The following is an 18499-nucleotide window of genomic DNA, read 5'->3' as shown; positions in this document are numbered from 1 at the left end:
AATAGAAAAGTATTGATTTTATTGACTTTTTCGAGGGTCGTTTTTTAAGTGACTTTTTACAAAAATTTTAAGATATTTTTTTACAAAAAAAGAGACATGAATAAAATCATATCTCTTTTAATAATTCTTTTTCTTTTGTTATCACATGTTTATCCCAAAGTAACTTCACAAGTTCATCAGATACTAATAAACGTTCCTGCTCTTTCTCTGAACACTTCTTGAACTCTTTATATAATTCATTGGCTACACTATTTACGACTAACTGTGAAATTGTCATATTTGCTTTAAAAAAAGTAGTTTTCACTTTATGAAGGATATATTTTTTCTGAACTAAATTATCCATTAATTTTTAACACACCTAAACTTTCATTTGCTTCTTCTCGATAACTTGCTAGATTATCATTAGTTAGCTGTGATATATAAATATATTCTGTTTCTTCTAATATATTCCCTTTTTCATCAATAATGCTATACTTCCCATCTTCAGATTCTGTCATTGCTGATAATCCATTGTCGTTATATTGTTGAATAGTATGGGCAAATGGTTCTTTGATAATTTCACCAGTATTTACGTTTATTAATCCATACTTGTCCTCTTTTTCTAGTTTATATGGAGCAATTCCATTGATGTTCGGTTTCTTAATTTCAAAGGCAAACGGTTCTTTTATTACTGTTCCATCGGATGAAATAATCCCTTTTTTTCTTGGTGTAAAATCAATACTAGATGGGGTCGAGCCATCAGGTGTTACTTTTTCATTTAAATCTTCAAAAATATAGTTTTCTGCTTCACCAATATCTCCTAAAAATTCGCCGTCACCAATTGGTGTTTCAATGCCATAGTCAACAAATTTAACAATTTCTATATTTGATGGATAATTGTAACTCGTACCAGAATTCAAGTCATAAAACGTCCAAATCGCAGGGTCATCAACTAAACCACTTGTATACTGTCTGATAAATAGACGATTTTTATCGTTTATATTTGTTGCTGTATCTAATTTGACTGTATTGATTGTTTTAGTGGCTATATCTTTTTCACCACTACGGTTATCACCACTGTCTTTCAATTTTGCATCATAAATCTGAACAGAAGTATCATTACCTGTCTTGCTATCATTCATTTGGTCAAGTAGTGTGAAATAGCCATTTTTATTTATATCGCCTGACATACTACCATAAGCCGTATAAAACCCTTTTTCTCTATAATCATTTGCTAAATAATCTACAGTAACTCTTGAAGAAAAACGATAGGGAATTATTCCATATTTCCCAGAAGTTAGTGTATTAAGAGATGTAGGATTATCAACTGTTCGTTCTCCTAACCGAATCCCTTTCAAATCACCATTTTCATCTAAATAAGTAGATAATATTTCATTTTCATCTTCTATTGGAACTTCTTTTCCTAAAATTACATCCATTTCAGTTTTCAATGAATGGGCAAGTTCATCTCTTTTCATATCAGCATTTAAAATAGAATTTTTTTCATTTAATGATGTATCGCAAATTGTCCAATTATACGAACTTTCATCTCCAGTTTGACCGATTACTAGTTCATTTTGAACATAAATCGTATCGTAATCTGTCGCTGTTTTTGATTGAATAATTGATTCTTTTTCTTTAGTATGGGTTGTTGATTCTACTGTGGATGATTGAACTTCTATACTGTCTTTAGTATCTTGCTCTTTCCCACACGCACCTAACACACTAAATGATAACAAGCCAAGACTTGTCATTTTTACCCATTTTTTCATTTTATTCACCTCTCCTGTTATTTTTTATTAAATAAACTAATCACAAATACTATTCCAGCGACAAATAAAAAGGAAATAAACAAATGTTGGAAAACAAAATCTAACACATGTATCAGAATTGTTATAGCAAACACTAATAATACTATCCAACCAATGCATCCACACCCTTTTTCCTTCTCGTCAGGTACTTCTATCATTTCCTGAAAAATACGTCCACCTTTAAGTGCCATTTTTTCAATCCTTTCTAGCTTTTTAATGACGTAAAAATCCAAGGTTTTTTCTGCATAAAAAAAAGACCAATCTATCAATCTTTAAAACATTGATACACTCGTCTTTGTCTGTCAGTTATTTTTTTAATAAATTATCGGTAAAAAACCTTGGTTTTGTACCGATTAATTGCCCTGTTATACTACTAAATTTTATCGTTTGTCCATTAAAATAGCAAGTACTATTTTCTTGACAAACCTTCACTTTTAGCTAAATTATAGACCGTTTTCACACTAACACCACATTTTTCAGCAATTTCATTTAGTGACAATTCTTTATTCTGATATAACTTTAAAACTTTCTTTTTCGTGTTATTTTTTACTTTAGGTCTCCCAAGTTTCTTGTTTGAATTCGCTAAGGCTTCTTTTGTTCGGATACTGATATTTTCTGCTTCAAATTCTGCAATAGCCGCTAAAACGGTAAAAAATAGTCTTCCGGTCGCTGTTTTCGTGTCTACACTCTCTTGAATGCTTTTCAGATGAATACCTTTTGCATTTAATTCTGACATTAGATTCACTAACTGCTTGCTCGACCTACTTAAACGAGCTAAATTATAGATAAGTAAAGTATCTCCTGTATCTAAATTTTCTAACGCTTTTTCAAGCTCTGTTCGCTTCTCTTTTCTTCCACTTACTTTTTCAGAATAAATAATATCTGGTTTATACCGCTCTAACGCCTTTTTCTGGACTTCTAATCCTAAATCTTGTGAGCTAGTACTTGTTCTGATATATCCAATGACTTTATTTGTCATCCTGCAAAACCTCCCTTCTTTCTTTATTTTAATTGTTTATTTTCCATACAAAAATACCCTAGTATCACATAAAAAATGGATACTAGAGCAAATTAGGGATTTTCTATCATATAGAGGGAATACAATTATCCAATATTGTATCTATTTATATGACAATGGTGTATTTCATCAAGGTATACATTTATTATTGCATCAAAAATAACAAATGTCCAGCGAATTAATCCTCCTTTACTTTTCTATTATTTCCCTTTAAACACTTTATTATTCTAACAAAAACGCTTTTTTACAGAAATTATCCTGTTCTATAAAATTGATTTCTGATAGGTACTTGCTATAATTTATACTACAATAAAATAACAAGAAGGAGGTCATTTTTTATGACAAATGGAACAAGTCAAGGACTATTTATAGTTGTTGCAATAATTATATTGGGTATTTTTATAGCTATTAGTTATTTATTATTTAGAAATACTTTAAAACCCAGCTTATCGACAATATATTGTGATTCTTTTGAACAAATAGATGAGAACACCAATCTATTAGATACTAATAATAGTAAATGTATGAGAAAATTTAACAATTCTTTTGAAGTTAAAGGTTATTTTAATATTTGGTTTAAAGGAGCGAATTGGGGACCTATCATTTGGACACCAGATAATACAGAAATAAGAACAATTAAACTAAGCCAAGCATCAAATGGAATACCTACAATAGAGAATGGATATGTTCTTGTTGATAGTATTTCCGACATTAATGTTGCTGTAAAACAAGATGCTATTGATAAAGGATTTGGAACAAACAAGACACGTGAAGCATATATAAGTATTAACGGAGAAAAAGAAATATACTTAGGTAAAGCGAATTCTTCAAATGTAAGCTGGGGAATAAATAAAGGATTAAAACTAAAAATCGGTGAAGTAAATACAATTAAGATGAAATACATCAATGTTCATGGTGGAAAAACAGTATATACTTTACAGGTAATAATACTCAATTAATACTTGATTTCTCTCTAATAATTTTATTAGAGAGTTTTTTTGTCAACAATTTTAAAGACAAGATTCAAATTTCCATCATCTGTTTTAGGATGATATAATTAAGGGGTGAAGTAGGGTTAGGATACTTATAAATTTGGGATACTCTTGTGGGATACTTTTAGGAATTGAACGCTCTTTTTTATTAACTTACCTCCCTTCATAAACCCTACATTCATAAAAATGATAGGCTTCATAAACCCTTCACTGACCCTACATAAGGCATTTTTTAAGAAAAGCAGATGAGAACTTTTTGAGAACTTTCGTGAGAACTTTTTTAAAACTACAGGAAATTTGAAAGGATTTTGAAAAAATTGAATGGAAACCTCCGTGAATTTTTTCTAACTGGCTGCTCCTTACAATTATCCTAATTTTCTACTAACTTACAATCAGCAAATTGAATGGATAGTTTTAAGGGATAGTTTAGAGAATGAACAATTAAGTTTACTAAATATAATATATTATCAATTATACAAAATTACTATTGGAGGGAGTGAACATGACAACACAATTTGTAAACAAACGAGCAATTGACACAGAAGAATTATTTCAGATAATAAATAACTCAGATGGCATCTATGAATCCACCCTACTGAAAATGCTTCAGTGCAATCGAATCAGTTTAGAAAGTCGATTAAAAACCCTTGAAAAAAACAAAATGATTACGAAACAAAAATTGGGAAAATATTTCTTTTATACGAACCATTTTGATTCTAAGAATTTAAGCCTATTAGATAGTCAAGCCAACATTATTCAAAAGCTTGTTGACTATGCTATGTTTACTGAAACTATTCAAATTATCACAAAAGATAACAACTATAAGGAAGTTTATCTTTCAGCTTATGCCACAGGCAAAATTAACTTCAAAACGAACGAACAATTAAAACAAATTGCAAATGTGCGATACAATCAATTAATTTCCAAAGAAGACATGAATTGGTATTTAGAATTTCTAAAAAATATACTAACTAAATTTCCAGTCAAAATTTCAAATATTACTAATAAACTTGACTCTCATTATCATACAAATTCTTTAGATGCGGTTGAAATTCTATCTATTCCCAATATCGAATATATTCCTATACTGGAAGCAAAACTCGATGATTTTTCTTATAAAAAAATCGCTGGAAATACTTACTATATTCGCGATGATATCTTACTCTACATTGAATCTGAAAATAGAATTTGTTATTTTGATAAAATTCAAAATAGGCAATATGAACTAAAACGAATTAGCTCAATAATGGACTTCTTTTATGTTCTAGCTAAGAATTCAAAATCTAAGAATACTTTTTACTTTTCTTCTGATACAATCGAATTAAATACTGCACACCACCTTTATATTAAAAGCCAACAGAATAAAAAGAAATTCAATACTGTTCAGCTAAAAAAGAACAAACAAAAAGCACAATCTTAAAGACTGTGCTTTTTACTATTTAAACTAAAGGATTAAACTTATCTAAACTTGCTCGAATTTCTTCCTCTTCTAGCCCAATATACCGAATCGTGATTGCTTGACTAGAATGATTCAAAATCTTCATTAATGTGGGAATATCCTTAAATTGGCGATAGTATTTATAACCAAACGTCTTCCGCATCGTGTGTGTGCCAATATAATCCAATTCAAAAACATTTGCGACTCTTTGCAAGACTTTATAGTATTGATGGGTTCCTAACGGTTTAGAGTGGTCAGAAGGTCTATAAAATAACCAATTAGATTGTCCATCATGATAAGAATTTAAATAATCAATTATTAAACTAGTCAAATTGGATAGATTTAATTCTCTTTGTTTATTTGTCTTTTTCTCAACAATAATTGCAGTTGTCTTATTTTGAACATCAGACACTTTTAAATTCAAAATATCAGAAATTCGTAAACCTGTATAAATACCAATCACAAAAATCAGATGGTCTCTTTTTCCATGTTTTCCTTTTTTCAATTCCGTTAAAAAATCTAACATCACTTGTTTGTCCTTAATTGGTTTTACATTAATAATATTTCGTGTCATTTTGCCTCCTCCTATGCTGTTCTAAAGGGATACTTTTACATTGAATAATAGTTAAAGTATCCTTATCATCTTTGTAGTCTGTTTCGATGCTGATAAATCAGCATCGACAAGGGATACTAATTACAAAAGTATCCCTTACAAGGACCTTTATAGCATCATAATTTGGAGGTTGCAAATTTGTAGAACATTTAAAATACAACTTATAAATTTCTAATGTCATTCTATAATTTTAAGATTAATTACTCTTGTAACAGTCCAATTCTTCATTTATTCTAACAGTAAATATTATCAGAATCATAAGCAGTTCCAAGTAATAACTCTTATAATCACTGTCTTGTTTTTTCCCATAGCTACCATGAGTAATCTTGTTTCGAATTGCCAATGCATTGCTAAATTTTTTATTATCCATTATATATGAAATATAATCACTCTCTTGTTTAGAAAATAAAGTATTACTATATTTAACATTTCCTTTCACATTTTCTTCCTCAATAACTTTTAAATCTGATTCTGACAGGTATAGAGTAGATAAATAACCTTTCTCCCACAACAAATAATAAAAACTTATACTTGTAGGATTTGTAAATCTTATTTGGTTAGCCAAATTAATATACAAAACTTTATCCTTTATAAGAGAATCTATCACTTTCTTCTGATACTCATAGAAGTCATTAATCGAAATTCCATATTGAATATACTCATAAAAATTCTTTCTACCTTTTTTCTTTTCTGGGAATGATAAATTCGATTGGCTGTTAAAGATTAATTTACAAAAATTTAGCTTTTCTTTTGAATCAAAGTAGACAAATTTTTTTTCACTCAATGATTTAATTTCCTGATAGTTAGTAATTTTTGAATCCAATTCGAAAACATCAGAATCAATTTCACCATATCTCTGAACAAAATCAAATTGTTTTAATAAACTATCCAGTTCTGGAATTAACAGTTTACATCTTTCATAATAAGTATAGCTTTTCGAACTTGCATTAAAGAAAAAATCAGGAAAACCATACTCAGATTTTAAATGTTCATTGTAGTAAAAAGCGAAAACTTCTTCCAAATCAATTTTTAAGAAAGTTAAATAATCAAAGTATGCTAATAAAGAAAGCTTATAAAAATTGTTTTGGTATTCAGATATGAGTGTTTGATTATAAGCATAATTTGATTTAGTTTGAAATATCTCTAACAAACCGCCATGTTCATATGGTGAATCAATCATAGAAAATTGAAAGAAATGGTTAAAAAAACCAAAAAAATAAATAAAATTATTCAAAATTGTAGGGTAATCATGTTCCTCATCAATCCAATCTTTAGATAACAAAAATTGCAAATCTCTAGAACTTTCTTGCACAAATTCAAAGTCTGTTTTTAAGCCTTCTTTAAGACCTACTGCCATTTTCCAAGATACTCCATTTTTTAAGGACATCGTCTTTTCAGTTTGTTCTATTTTTTTCTTTCTTGCTTTTGAAATTATTCTTGAATCAAGTTTATATTCATGATGTAAGCTCCAATATGAAATTCGCTCTAAGTAGTTAATATTCGCTTCATCAAGTTCACAATATCTTCTAGCCCAGTCATTTATTTCTTCATCAGATAAGTTATCTGGTAAATAAATGTTTTTAATATTAGGAGAATCATACTTATCAAGAAAAAACTCAAAGTAAACAGGATTTGACAATAGTTTCTTCTTAAAAAACAATTTATACTTTTCACATATTTTTTGATATTCTAATAATAAATGAATAGGTATTTTATATTCATCAATAATTTTCTCGAAGTCAACATATTCTGTCCTCTTTATTACCTTGAACCTAACAAATATATCCCAAAAATCTGATTGATATTGAAAGTGTAAATCACTATATTCTGTTATGTATTCTGACAATTCTCCTTTACCGAAATATTCGTTTAATAGTCGATGAGAACTTTTTCTACATTCAGAAATTTTTTCTGATGACATTTCCTTAAAATAACCCAAATCCAAAAACTTTAACACATTATATATCTCAATTGCTTCATTAAGAGTATTGATTATAGGGTTTAAAATAAAGTCATTGATAAAAGTTTCTACATTACTTAAATCTAATCCAGTTGATAAATCATTTTCGCCATAAAACTTAATCCAATTATTTTTCATTCTTTAAATCACCTTTCAAATTCTATAAATTTAGTATACCAAGTTTTATTAAAAATTGGACTTCTATAATGTTTGCAATGGTGAAAAATTTACCGCTTTACTAATTTCATCTTCAATATTTAAACTTCTTAGATAAACTTCCGTTGTTTTTATTGAAGCATGTCCTAGTAGTTTCTGAATTCTATAAATATCAGTTCCATTCCGCACTAATTTTTGGGCAAAATAATGTCGAAAACTGTGTGGACTTACCCGAATAGATTTTCTAATTTCACACTGATTCCCAATTTTTATGATTGCTCGTTCAGCTAAAATATAGTTGTATTGTTTACCTTCTCTTGTTAAAAATACATAATTGTCTATATTCTCTATTTCATTATATTCAAAAAAGGAATTTGCTACTCGCTTGTATTTTATATATTCTTTGTAAATCAAAGGTGAGCAATGAACAATCCTATCTTTTTTCCCTTTTCCATTTTCAACGAATAACTCCTTATTAGTGATGTGAACATCTTTTAAGTTCATTACCTCATTGATTCTTAGTCCTGTATCTACAAGAATAAGCAAGAGCAAATAATCTCTTTGATTCGTGAATCTAGTTTGATAGCCAGTGTGTTGCTTATCCATTTTCTGAGGTTTAAATAAAGTTAACTTCTTTGCTACTTTCAACATTTCTTTAATTTCCATATCATTAAATGTCTGAATAATTACCTTACGCTCTTTTACCCACTTAACACGCATACAGGGGTTTCTATCGTAGCGGATATAATCTTCATCTACACAATACTTAAAATACGCTCTGATGCTTCTTAGATGGCTATTCACATATGTTTCAGCACATCCCTCTTCTAATTTCATCAACATGAATTGCCGAATGCTTTTTGGTGTCACGTCTTCAATAAAGTATATCTGCTCTTTTTTCAAAAATTCAAAAAACAGTTTCAAAAACTTCTGATGCTTCTTTATCGTCTTTTGTGAGATTCCTCTGGATTTTTCATTGAATAACATTTCTTCTAGTAGTTCCTCTAACCTGAAATTTTGCAAAACAAAAACTCCCTTATCAACTTTTTCTAAAAGTTAATAAAAGAGTTCAGAATTTGTTTCCTCATTAGGTATGGTATCCGTATCGAAAATACCCTCATTTTATCTGGTATCCGAAGTCCGAAAAATCGGCTTAGACTACATACTAAATGAGTGAGAAACGCTGTTAAATCAACACGAATCCTTAACGAATCCCCAACGCAATCCGTGCATAACGGCTCATCTTATCGGTCGTCCATGCTGGATACCAGACAAGTTTTACTTCTGCTTTCGTTACTTCTGGTACTTCTTTCAATGCGTCATGGATAGATTCTGTTAAAATATCGGCTAGTGGACAGCCCATAGTTGTTAGCGTCATTTTGATGACTGTTTCTCCGTTTTCAGGATTGAATTCTATATCATAAATCAAGCCTAAGTTGACAATATCGATTCCTAATTCAGGATCGATCACCATTTCCAAGGCAGCAAGAATACGTTCTTTGATCAGTTCTATTTCTTGCGCAGACCGTTCTTGGTTTGCTTCGCTCATCGTACGACACTCCTTAACACGATTTTTATTTATCATACTCTTTTTTTAACTACTTGTAAATGAGAATTTAGAAGGAAGATTCTCGTTTAAATTTATAAAATGTCCTTATTAGATGGAATACATTAAATTCATTCTAAATAAAACTGATTCCTCATTTTTTTTGTGAACGATTTTTTATTTCTGGCAACACACCTGTTGTTCGATACATTTTTTGTTCGTTTTCATTTGCAAATCGGCCAAATACTGAATGAGTTGGTAAAATATTGATAAATGCATCGTCGTCGATTTCATGAACGATCTGATCAAGATCATACATTTCATAGCGGGTGATGACCATCATGATCATATTTCCTTGTTTTTTTGAATAGCCACCGACAGACGGAAGCAATGTCATTCCACGTACCATCCGTTTCGCTAGTTCTTCTGTTACCTCTTCCGGTTTGACGGTCACGATCATCGCTGTTACTTTTTGATGACTCGTATGGATGGCATCAATCACTTGAGTCATTGCATAAATGGAAATAATCGTATACAAGGCACTTTCCCAGTTAAAGAAGAAGCCTGCGATGACTACAATGATCCCATTTAGAATCAGCATGTAATTTCCGACTGTTTTTCCAGTTGTTTGTGAAAGCACAAGAGAGATGATGTCCATTCCCCCAGTTGTAAAGCCCATTTTTAAAGATAACCCTACGCCAAGACCTAATAAAACACCGCCTACTAAGGCATTCATCAAAATATTATCAGTGATCTGTCCGACTGGAAGTAGCATCGTCATCACTGATACGCATACAACGTTCACAAAACTAAGGATCGTTGCTCGTTTTCCTACTTTGAGGAACCCTAATACAAACACAGGGATATTCAAAATAAAAATAAATGTTCCTGTGTCTACCTTGATATGAAACCATTCATATAAAAGCGAGGAAATGATTTGAGCGATCCCATTCATCCCTGCAGAAAAGACATTGGCTGGAATCAAAAAATAATTTAAAGCGACCGCAGCGGTCAATCCGGTTATCAAAATAACCACTATTTTTTTTAATCTTTCATTTTTATGATACGCAGTCATAATTTTGCTCACAAGCACCTCTCCTCTACTTTGTTATTCCAAATGTAAGAATAACAGTTTATCTATTAAAATAAAATACTTCGAACTCAAATGAGAAGAATTTTAGCAAACAAGTAAGAATCTGCCCCATTCCTATGATAAGATAGATGTATAGTAAACTTATACGTATATCAGGAGGGTTCTTATGGCAAAAGATGCTAGCTTCGACATTGTATCAGAAGTCAATACAGAAGAAGTAAAAAATGCGATTCAGCAAACAACAAAAGAATTGACTAATCGATTTGACTTCAAGGATTCTACGGTAGAAATCAAATTAGAGAACAGCAATCTAGTTGTCTTGAGCGATGATGATTTCAAAATCGAACAGATCAAAGATGTATTATTTGGTAAGTTGATCAAAAGAAATGTGCCAATCAAAAATATCCATTTTTCCGAATCGGAGCACGCGCTAGGTGGCAAAGCTCGTCAAACTGCCGATCTTGTCAACGGAATCGATCGTGAAAACGCGAAAAAAATCACTACAGCTATCAAAAATGAAAAACTGAAAGTAAAAGCACAAATCCAAGAAGATCAGATTAGAGTGACAGGTAAAAACCGTGATGATCTTCAAGCTGTGATTGCTTTATTACGTAAACTTGACTTACCAATCGAGTTGCAATTCACTAACTATCGTTAATGAAAAAAACGAGGCTGACATCTGTCATCCCTCGTTTTTTTGATTTACTGCTTCTTTGGATGACCAAAAACGCTGTATTCCTTCTTCCAATTCTCCAACACTTCGTACTTCTCTTGCTGTTTGCCAATGTTGTGGGAATAAATGTCGATAAGAAAAACGAGCAAATCGTTGATCTGCCAATACCACGATTCCTTGATCCGCCATGCCACGAATCACTCGACCACCAGCTTGCAAGACTTTGTTCATTCCAGGAAGCTGATAAGCGTAAGCAAATCCAAGGTGTTCCTTCTCATCATAATATGATTTGATCAGTTCCTGCTCATGATTCATCTGCGGCAAACCTACACCTACAATCATACTGCCGATCAATCGGTTCCCTCTCAAATCGATTCCTTCTGAAAAAATCCCACCAAGTACACAAAATCCTATCAATGTTTCATCGGGATCTGATTGGAATTTTGCTAAAAATCGTTCGCGTTCTTCTTCATTCATGTCCGTTTCTTGAATCAGCACATCGCTGTCAGGATATTGCTGTTTGAATGCTTCCGCCGCAAGGTCTAAATATTGATAAGAAGGAAAGAAAACGAAATAATTTCCGACCTTTCCATCAGCAAAAGCATGGATTGTCTCAACTAATTGTGCCAGACTTTGTTCCCTTTTTCGATAAGTCGTCTCTAAGTAATTTGCGATGAAAACTTGCTGGTTTCCTTCTGGAAAAGGACTCGGCAGTTTGTAAGCGAGACTTTTTTGTCCGCCCAGTGTTTCCTGATAATAAGATAGGGGTGAAAAACTCGCAGAAAAAAGGATACTGCTTCTTCCTTTATCCAACGACTGCTCAAGAAACAAGCTTGGATCAATACAAAACTCTTTTACTATCAGATCGCGATACGTTTTTTCGACCGTTGTTTCATAGTGATCATCATAAAATTCACTGACCTTCAAAAAATGAAGCAAATCAAAATAATAAGGAAGCAATTGTTCTTGTGATGGATGCTCAGGAAATTCTGCTAGCCATTCTTTGATTTTTTCGCTTAATTGATAACCTGCCTTTACTAAAGATTCAGCCGGTGCTTTTTGATGATGATAATCCCAATGATCTTCTTTTGCTATTTCTCGGATCGAATCAAATTCTTTCAATAGTTTGTTGAAACGACGATGGAGTTTTTTGAATTCCTTTGGTATAGCTTCCTTACTTCGTTTCGTTTTTTCATAAGATAGTTCTGCCGAATACATCTCTCGGGAACGATTCACCAAATTATGTGCCTCATCAATCAAAAACAGATAATCCTCGTTTTTTTCATCTTCAAAAAAACGTCTTAAATAAACAGTGGGATCAAACAAATAATTGTAATCCCCAATGATCACGTCGCACCAGATACTGACATCTAATGATAGTTCGAAAGGACAAAGTGTATGCTTCCTTGCATAAGTTTCGATGACTTCTCGAGTGATCTGATTCTCATGATTCAAAAGATCCCATAATCCTTCGTTGATACGATTGTAATAACCATTGGCATACGGGCACTGATCTGGATTACAGGTCGTCTCATCTAAAAAGCAGATCTTATCTTTAGCCGTCAAAGTGACACTTTTTACTTCAGCTCCAGTATCTTTTAATGCTGTCATGGCATCTTCAGCTACTTGTCTAGTTATTGTTTTGGCCGTTAGATAAAAAATCTTTTCTCCCTCTTCTTCCCCTACAGCTTTCAAAGCGGGGAATAACGTAGAGATTGTTTTTCCAGTTCCGGTAGGTGCTTCTACAAACAATTTCTGTTTCGTACGGATTGTTTTATAAGCAGCTACTGCTAGTTCACGCTGGCCTTTCCTATACTCATCATGGGGGAATTTCAAAGCCATCAAAGAGGCATTGCGTATAGTACGCCAGTTTTCTTGAAAAACAAGCCATTCTTTATAATCTTCAGTCAGTTTTTTAAAAAAAATTTCTAACTGCTCTCTTGTCTGATGTTCGACCTTTCTCGTAATCACTTCTTCTGCCGTCTGAAAGTAAGTCAACTGCAGATTTATTTCTTGTAAATCATGCTCTTGACTATAGATATAGGCGTATACCCTTGCTTGATGAAAGAAAAGTTCCACTTGTTCTGGTTCTAAATCTTCAAATCGTGGTTCGGAGGTTTTGATTTCATCTATATAATAAATACCGTCTCTTTTGAAAATACCGTCTGCACGGCCTTCAACGATCAGGTGATATTCATCTAATGGAACTGTTGTTTTTAAAAAAACTTCTTTTTCATAGTCTTCTCCCGCATCTTTTTGGAGCTTGCGGTGGATTCTTGCTCCTTCTAATGCAGTATGGCTACTTTTTTTACGATTGTCGATACTTCCACGTCGCAAAATAAATTCTACTAAGTGCCGCACAGATATTTTTGACTGTTTAATCATTTCCACCACCTCTTTCTCTCTAAGATTACCTGAAAAAGCCTAGTTTAGCAAAAAGAGCTCTCTTTTCAAGCATAAAAAAAACACCCTGCTGATTAGGCAGGGATATAGGATATAGAATTTGGATTTTTGGATGAGTCTAATGTAACAAGGGCATATTAAAATGCTATGAAAACTTACTTTCCTTCTCTTTAGAATATCCAAATACTTTTCATATAGTCTGATAATTCAGATAAGTAAAGAGAAATAAGTACCTGTTTTTGTTTCCTAGCAATGAATGCGTTATACTAATGGATGAAAGAAGTTTTGGCTATCAAGGAGGAATGCACATGCATATCGAAAGATTAAAAACAGGAATGATTGAAGAAAACTGTTATTTGGTCTACAACGAAGAAGCACTTTTGATCATTGACCCTGGAGAAGATGCGGAACAAATCAAACAAGAAATCAAAAAAACAAACCAACAACCGGTAGCGATTTTACTTACCCATACCCACTATGATCATATTGGTGCAGTAGAACCCTTACGCGCATATTATCAAATCCCGGTGTATGTCAGCCCACTAGAACAAAAATGGCTAGGTGATCCGATTTTGAACCTTTCTGGACTCGGACGACATGATGATATTGCTGATATTATTGTCTCGCCTGCAGAATATGAATTTGAAATGAAAACTTATACTTTAGGAAACATGTCTTTTCGTGTGGTCCCTACTCCAGGGCACTCCATCGGAAGCGTTAGCTTTATTTTTGATGATTTTGTCGTTTCTGGCGACGCCCTATTTAGAGGAAGTATCGGTAGAACCGATCTGTATACAGGAAATTTAGAACAATTACTTCACAGTATTCGGACCCAGCTGTTTGTTTTACCTGATGAATTTGCAGTCTATCCAGGACATGGTGATGCAACAACGATTGAACAGGAAAAAAGGACAAATCCTTTTTTCAATCGTTAAAAATGATTTAGGAGGAGAATAAAATGACAGAAACTACACTTTATATCGTACGGCATGGAAAAACGATGTTCAATACAATCGAACGCGTACAAGGTTGGTGTGATACGCCACTCACAAAACAAGGACAAGAAGGCATCCATTATTTAGGGCGCGGGTTAAAAGATGTCGACTTTTCTTTTGCTTATTCTAGTGACAGTGGTCGGGCGATCGAAACTGCCCGTATTATTCTAGGAGAACATTCTAAGGGAAAAGAAATTCCTTATTTTATCGAGAAACGGATCAGAGAATGGTGCTTCGGGTCTCTTGAAGGCGGCTATGACATGGAAATGTGGGGTGTGATCCCTCGCGTATTGAATTTTAAAACATATGATGAAATGTTCACCACAGAAGTTTCTTTTGAACAAATTGCCAATGCTGTATACAATTTGGATACGGCTGGATGGGCAGAAACTTATGAAACATTACGAGATCGTGTGTGGACAGGATTTGAAGATATCGCCCATCACTGCGAAAAAAACGGCGGCGGAAATGTTTTAGTCGTATCACATGGTTTGACGATTGCCTTCTTGCTTAATCTGATCGATCCTAAACAGCCTGTTCGTGCTGGTCTTTTAAATGGCAGTGTAACAAAGGTTACTTATGCAAACGGTCGATTTTCTATCCTTGGTATCAACGATACGTCTTATATCGAAAACGGGAAAGCACATAGTCGAAACTCGTTTTTATGATGGGATATTTTAATTTTTAACAGAGAATCATAAAAGGCAAAGTCTGAACGAGGGCTTTGTCTTCTTTTTTTCTCTTCGTATTCTTATCTGCTTCATTTCTCAAGTTTTTCTTAATATTAAAAAACAGATTGGGTTTATCAAAAAATAACGGTATACTATAAGATGTATCTTAATTGGGAAGGAAGGAATTTATGTTTTTTGCAAATATTATCAAAGCAGTGATTCTCGGTATTATTGAAGGAATAACGGAATGGCTGCCCATCAGTAGTACTGGTCATCTGATCCTAGCAGATGAATTCATCAAACTGGATGCCAGTTCACAGTTTATGTCGATGTTCAATGTCGTTATCCAATTAGGGGCGATCTTAGCTGTCGTCGTTCTTTATTTTCACAAATTAAACCCCTTTTCTCCAAGTAAATCAACGATAGAAAAAAAAGATACTTGGACACTTTGGTTTAAAGTGATCGTTGCTTGTATACCAGCCATCATCATTGGTTTGCCTTTGGATGATTGGTTAGAAGCAAATTTCCACAAGTTCTTACCCGTTGCCATTGTTTTGATCGTTTACGGTATTGCCTTTATTATTGTCGAAAAACGTAACAAAAACAAAACACCTCGTTGGACTTCGCTGAATGACTTTACGTACCAAGCAGCTCTTCTTGTTGGGTTATTCCAAGTCTTGGCACTTGTTCCCGGAACATCCCGTTCTGGTGCAACGATCCTAGGAGCTATCTTGATTGGCGCTTCGCGTTTTGTCGCTACAGAATTCTCATTTTTCTTAGGGATTCCTGTCATGTTTGGCGCAAGCGGCTTGAAGATCGTCAAATATTTAGCTGAAGGGAACTCATTCAAAATGGAAGAAACTGTTGTTCTTCTTGTAGGAACATTCGTATCTTTTGTGGTTTCTGTCTTAGCTATTAAATTCTTATTAAGTTATTTGAAGAAAAACGACTTTACCGCTTTTGGCTGGTATCGTATTATCCTTGGTATCATTTTAATTGGTTATTGGTTTATCGCAATGTAAGAAAAACCAGAACACTTCTCTTGTATGAGAAATGTTCTGGTTTTTTATTTTCTTTAATGATAATTATTACAAACAATAAAAACTATATAAAGCTTCATAGCCATCTGATAACCATTATCGTTCTCATTTAGCTGTTTTTATTATCAATTACATTGTTATTATGCTATCCTTGTTTTGACAAGGAGGACTGATAACGATGACTAATCAGAAAAAAGCTTTTGCAGCAACAATTGGCTGTCTTTTATTTATGATTGCCGGTTTTATTTTCGACCGATTCTCTCTTACCATCACCCCACTTTTTTATATCAGCGCTATTATCATCGGTGGATACAAACAAACATCGGAAGGCTTGAAAGAATTGTGGAATGACCGAACACTGAATGTGGACTTATTGATGGCTTTAGCTGCTATCGGTGCCTGTTTGATTGGTAATTACTTTGAGGGAGCAATGTTGACATTCATCTTTTGTTTAAGCGGTGCATTAGAGGAATACACGACCAATAAAAGTCAAAAAGAAATTACCGCTTTGATGAATCTTCAACCACAAAAAGCTCAGTTACTAAAAGAAAACGGACAAATGCAAGAAGTAGATGTTTCGCAATTAAAGGTGGATGACTTGGTGTTCGTCGCTAAAGGAGCGGCTGTTCCGATCGATGGTTGTTTAGAAAGCACACAGGCAACGATCGATGAGTCTGCATTAAGCGGTGAATCTGTACCTGTAGAAAAATATTTAGGAGATGAGATGTTTGCAGGAACGCTGAATCAAGGAAATCCCATTACGATTCGAGTAACAAAAACGAGTGCCGAAACCGTCTTTGCTAAGATTATCCAATTAGTGGAAGAAGCACAGAATACGCCAACTCAAACAGCTTCATTTATCGAACGGATCGAAAACAATTATGTAAAATTGATTTTGCTTGCTGTGCCTCTAATGATCCTTCTCCCCCACTTTTTCTTAGGTTGGAGTTGGGATGAAAGCTTTTATCGAGGAATGGTATTACTAGTCGTGGCTTCTCCTTGTGCGCTTGTCGCATCTGCTACTCCTGCTTCTCTAGCTGCTCTTTCAAATTCTGCAAAAAATGGGATTCTAATCAAAGGCGGGATTCATTTAGAGAAGCTTTCTGAATTAAAAGCGATTGCCTTTGATAAAACAGGAACACTCACTAAAGGAAAACCAGTTGTGACTGACAGCTTTTTCTTTGATGAGAAGGATTTGGCACAACAACTTCTTGTTGCTATGGAACAAAAAACGACACACCCTCTTGCTCATGCGATTTTACAATATTTCGATTGCACAATACCCGAAGCAATCCAATCCCTATCAATAGAAGAAATTACTGGTTTTGGCTTACAAACTACCTATTTAGGTGCGCAATGGAAAGTTGGCAAACACGCTTATGATCCTGAGACGATGAGAATCAGCAAAGAGATTGAGGAAATGATCGAACGTTTAGAAAATCAAGGAAAAACTGTAATCTATCTGTCTAAAGATCAACAGTTAATCGCTGTTTTAGGTCTGTTGGATATTCCAAAAGCAAATGCCCAACAGGTGATTTCTTACTTTAAATCCCAAAACATCCATACAAGTATGATAACTGGCGACCATTCTGGCACAGCAAAGGCTATTGCTGAACAAGTAGGGATCGAACATTACTATGCAAGCTGTACTCCGGAAGAAAAAACACAACTAGTCAAAAAAGAAAATGAACTTTACCAAGTAAATGCGATGGTTGGTGATGGAGTCAATGATGCGCCTGCTTTAGCAGCTGCTTCATTAGGTATCGCTATGGGACAAGGAACAGACGCCGCTATGGATATCGCAGACATCGTCTTAATGAAAAATGACTTAGATAAATTTGTCTACAGTCATCGGCTGTCTTTAAAAATGCGGCGGATCATCAAACAAAATATTATTTTTTCGATTCTTGTTATTCTCTTGTTGATTGCTTCTAACTTCCTGCAATTTTTAAATCTACCTCTTGGAGTTGTAGGACACGAAGGAAGCACAATATTGGTTATTCTGAATGGCTTGCGTTTACTAAGACCTTTACCTGCTCTTTCTGATTCTTCAAAAAAATGTAAGTCTTGTCCACTATACAAAGCGCGGCTGTCTTCTGTTAAATAAGCGA

The 18499-nt window shown here is 33.4% G+C and carries 17 protein-coding genes; 7 read left to right on the top strand and 10 right to left on the bottom strand.

The window, feature by feature from the left end:
* Positions 1 to 106 precede the first annotated feature (106 nt).
* From OZZ83_RS12715 to OZZ83_RS12700, 4 genes are all read right to left on the bottom strand, one after another.
* Positions 107 to 343 (bottom strand): hypothetical protein, encoded by a 237-nt coding sequence (locus OZZ83_RS12715; protein ID WP_159153987.1) that lies wholly within the window; start codon positions 341 to 343, stop codon positions 107 to 109.
* The gene (locus OZZ83_RS12710; RefSeq protein WP_325066079.1) at positions 336 to 1751 is read right to left on the bottom strand and encodes a hypothetical protein; all 1416 of its coding nucleotides are present in this window, start codon (positions 1749 to 1751) and stop codon (positions 336 to 338) included. The genes OZZ83_RS12715 and OZZ83_RS12710 overlap by 8 nt, the downstream gene beginning before the upstream one ends.
* A 17-nt stretch (positions 1752 to 1768) precedes the next feature.
* Positions 1769 to 1981 (bottom strand): preprotein translocase, SecE subunit domain protein, encoded by a 213-nt coding sequence (locus OZZ83_RS12705; protein WP_325066078.1) that lies wholly within the window; start codon positions 1979 to 1981, stop codon positions 1769 to 1771.
* A 218-nt stretch (positions 1982 to 2199) separates the two neighbouring features.
* Entirely contained in the window at positions 2200 to 2769 is a 570-nt protein-coding gene (locus OZZ83_RS12700) for a recombinase family protein (protein WP_048968773.1), read from the bottom strand.
* A gap of 377 nt (positions 2770 to 3146) precedes the next feature.
* On the opposite strand from OZZ83_RS12700, the gene OZZ83_RS12695 reads away from it, so the two are divergent.
* Both OZZ83_RS12695 and OZZ83_RS12690 read left to right on the top strand, forming a co-directional pair.
* Positions 3147 to 3767 (top strand): hypothetical protein, encoded by a 621-nt coding sequence (locus OZZ83_RS12695; protein ID WP_325066077.1) that lies wholly within the window; start codon positions 3147 to 3149, stop codon positions 3765 to 3767.
* 535 nt (positions 3768 to 4302) lie between these two features.
* Positions 4303 to 5220: a hypothetical protein gene (locus tag OZZ83_RS12690; RefSeq protein WP_325066076.1), complete on the top strand. Its 918-nt coding sequence runs from the start codon at positions 4303 to 4305 to the stop codon at positions 5218 to 5220.
* A 19-nt stretch (positions 5221 to 5239) separates the two neighbouring features.
* Here OZZ83_RS12690 and OZZ83_RS12685 read toward each other — a convergent pair whose 3' ends face one another.
* From OZZ83_RS12685 to OZZ83_RS12665, 5 genes are all read right to left on the bottom strand, one after another.
* Positions 5240 to 5812: a tyrosine-type recombinase/integrase gene (locus tag OZZ83_RS12685; protein WP_325066075.1), complete on the bottom strand. Its 573-nt coding sequence runs from the start codon at positions 5810 to 5812 to the stop codon at positions 5240 to 5242.
* A 235-nt stretch (positions 5813 to 6047) separates the two neighbouring features.
* Positions 6048 to 7949: a hypothetical protein gene (locus tag OZZ83_RS12680; protein WP_325066074.1), complete on the bottom strand. Its 1902-nt coding sequence runs from the start codon at positions 7947 to 7949 to the stop codon at positions 6048 to 6050.
* A gap of 63 nt (positions 7950 to 8012) precedes the next feature.
* Positions 8013 to 8990, bottom strand: a complete 978-nt coding sequence (locus tag OZZ83_RS12675) for a tyrosine-type recombinase/integrase (protein WP_325066073.1) — start codon at positions 8988 to 8990, stop codon at positions 8013 to 8015.
* Between the two features lie 181 nt (positions 8991 to 9171).
* Positions 9172 to 9516 (bottom strand): metal-sulfur cluster assembly factor, encoded by a 345-nt coding sequence (locus tag OZZ83_RS12670; RefSeq protein WP_002292174.1) that lies wholly within the window; start codon positions 9514 to 9516, stop codon positions 9172 to 9174.
* Positions 9517 to 9667: 151 nt separating this feature from the next.
* Positions 9668 to 10588, bottom strand: coding sequence for a YitT family protein (locus OZZ83_RS12665; RefSeq protein WP_002316215.1), 921 nt, complete (start codon positions 10586 to 10588; stop codon positions 9668 to 9670).
* A gap of 184 nt (positions 10589 to 10772) precedes the next feature.
* On the opposite strand from OZZ83_RS12665, the gene OZZ83_RS12660 reads away from it, so the two are divergent.
* Positions 10773 to 11264 carry a YajQ family cyclic di-GMP-binding protein gene (locus tag OZZ83_RS12660; protein ID WP_002309430.1) on the top strand — a complete coding sequence of 164 codons (492 nt, stop codon included), beginning with the start codon at positions 10773 to 10775 and terminating at the stop codon, positions 11262 to 11264.
* Between the two features lie 24 nt (positions 11265 to 11288).
* On the opposite strand, the gene OZZ83_RS12655 is transcribed toward OZZ83_RS12660, so the two are convergent.
* Positions 11289 to 13664, bottom strand: coding sequence for an ATP-dependent DNA helicase (locus OZZ83_RS12655; protein WP_002313822.1), 2376 nt, complete (start codon positions 13662 to 13664; stop codon positions 11289 to 11291).
* A 326-nt stretch (positions 13665 to 13990) separates the two neighbouring features.
* Here OZZ83_RS12655 and OZZ83_RS12650 point away from each other — a divergent pair, with 326 nt between their 5' ends.
* The 4 genes from OZZ83_RS12650 (at position 13991) to OZZ83_RS12635 (ending at position 18495) form a co-directional block, all read left to right on the top strand.
* Positions 13991 to 14617 (top strand): MBL fold metallo-hydrolase, encoded by a 627-nt coding sequence (locus OZZ83_RS12650; protein ID WP_002292180.1) that lies wholly within the window; start codon positions 13991 to 13993, stop codon positions 14615 to 14617.
* Between the two features lie 23 nt (positions 14618 to 14640).
* Positions 14641 to 15345 carry a histidine phosphatase family protein gene (locus OZZ83_RS12645; protein ID WP_002309433.1) on the top strand — a complete coding sequence of 235 codons (705 nt, stop codon included), beginning with the start codon at positions 14641 to 14643 and terminating at the stop codon, positions 15343 to 15345.
* A gap of 191 nt (positions 15346 to 15536) precedes the next feature.
* The gene (locus OZZ83_RS12640) at positions 15537 to 16370 is read left to right on the top strand and encodes an undecaprenyl-diphosphate phosphatase (protein ID WP_002309434.1); all 834 of its coding nucleotides are present in this window, start codon (positions 15537 to 15539) and stop codon (positions 16368 to 16370) included.
* A gap of 196 nt (positions 16371 to 16566) precedes the next feature.
* The gene (locus tag OZZ83_RS12635; protein WP_002292184.1) at positions 16567 to 18495 is read left to right on the top strand and encodes a heavy metal translocating P-type ATPase; all 1929 of its coding nucleotides are present in this window, start codon (positions 16567 to 16569) and stop codon (positions 18493 to 18495) included.
* The last annotated feature ends 4 nt before the right edge of the window (positions 18496 to 18499 follow it).

It is taken from the genome of Enterococcus sp. E5-162, from assembly GCF_035725965.1.
Taxonomy (GTDB): Bacteria; Bacillota; Bacilli; order Lactobacillales; family Enterococcaceae; genus Enterococcus_B; species Enterococcus_B lactis.
The sequence above is the reverse complement of the archived record's forward strand: the minus strand, read 5'-3'. Positions and strand labels throughout refer to the sequence as shown.

Excerpts from the sequence above, each read along its gene's own strand:
- OZZ83_RS12635 (WP_002292184.1), top strand. The coding sequence starts at position 16,567 with ATGACTAATCAGAAAAAAGCTTTTGCAGCAACAATTGGCTGTCTTTTA.
- OZZ83_RS12690 (WP_325066076.1), top strand. The coding sequence starts at position 4,303 with ATGACAACACAATTTGTAAACAAACGAGCAATTGACACAGAAGAATTA.
- OZZ83_RS12665 (WP_002316215.1), bottom strand. The coding sequence starts at position 10,588 with ATGACTGCGTATCATAAAAATGAAAGATTAAAAAAAATAGTGGTTATT.
- OZZ83_RS12715 (WP_159153987.1), bottom strand. The coding sequence starts at position 343 with ATGGATAATTTAGTTCAGAAAAAATATATCCTTCATAAAGTGAAAACT.
- OZZ83_RS12660 (WP_002309430.1), top strand. The coding sequence starts at position 10,773 with ATGGCAAAAGATGCTAGCTTCGACATTGTATCAGAAGTCAATACAGAA.
- OZZ83_RS12670 (WP_002292174.1), bottom strand. The coding sequence starts at position 9,516 with ATGAGCGAAGCAAACCAAGAACGGTCTGCGCAAGAAATAGAACTGATC.
- OZZ83_RS12710 (WP_325066079.1), bottom strand. The coding sequence starts at position 1,751 with ATGAAAAAATGGGTAAAAATGACAAGTCTTGGCTTGTTATCATTTAGT.
- OZZ83_RS12685 (WP_325066075.1), bottom strand. The coding sequence starts at position 5,812 with ATGACACGAAATATTATTAATGTAAAACCAATTAAGGACAAACAAGTG.
- OZZ83_RS12640 (WP_002309434.1), top strand. The coding sequence starts at position 15,537 with ATGTTTTTTGCAAATATTATCAAAGCAGTGATTCTCGGTATTATTGAA.
- OZZ83_RS12705 (WP_325066078.1), bottom strand. The coding sequence starts at position 1,981 with ATGGCACTTAAAGGTGGACGTATTTTTCAGGAAATGATAGAAGTACCT.
- OZZ83_RS12680 (WP_325066074.1), bottom strand. The coding sequence starts at position 7,949 with ATGAAAAATAATTGGATTAAGTTTTATGGCGAAAATGATTTATCAACT.
- OZZ83_RS12700 (WP_048968773.1), bottom strand. The coding sequence starts at position 2,769 with ATGACAAATAAAGTCATTGGATATATCAGAACAAGTACTAGCTCACAA.
- OZZ83_RS12695 (WP_325066077.1), top strand. The coding sequence starts at position 3,147 with ATGACAAATGGAACAAGTCAAGGACTATTTATAGTTGTTGCAATAATT.
- OZZ83_RS12645 (WP_002309433.1), top strand. The coding sequence starts at position 14,641 with ATGACAGAAACTACACTTTATATCGTACGGCATGGAAAAACGATGTTC.
- OZZ83_RS12650 (WP_002292180.1), top strand. The coding sequence starts at position 13,991 with ATGCATATCGAAAGATTAAAAACAGGAATGATTGAAGAAAACTGTTAT.
- OZZ83_RS12655 (WP_002313822.1), bottom strand. The coding sequence starts at position 13,664 with ATGATTAAACAGTCAAAAATATCTGTGCGGCACTTAGTAGAATTTATT.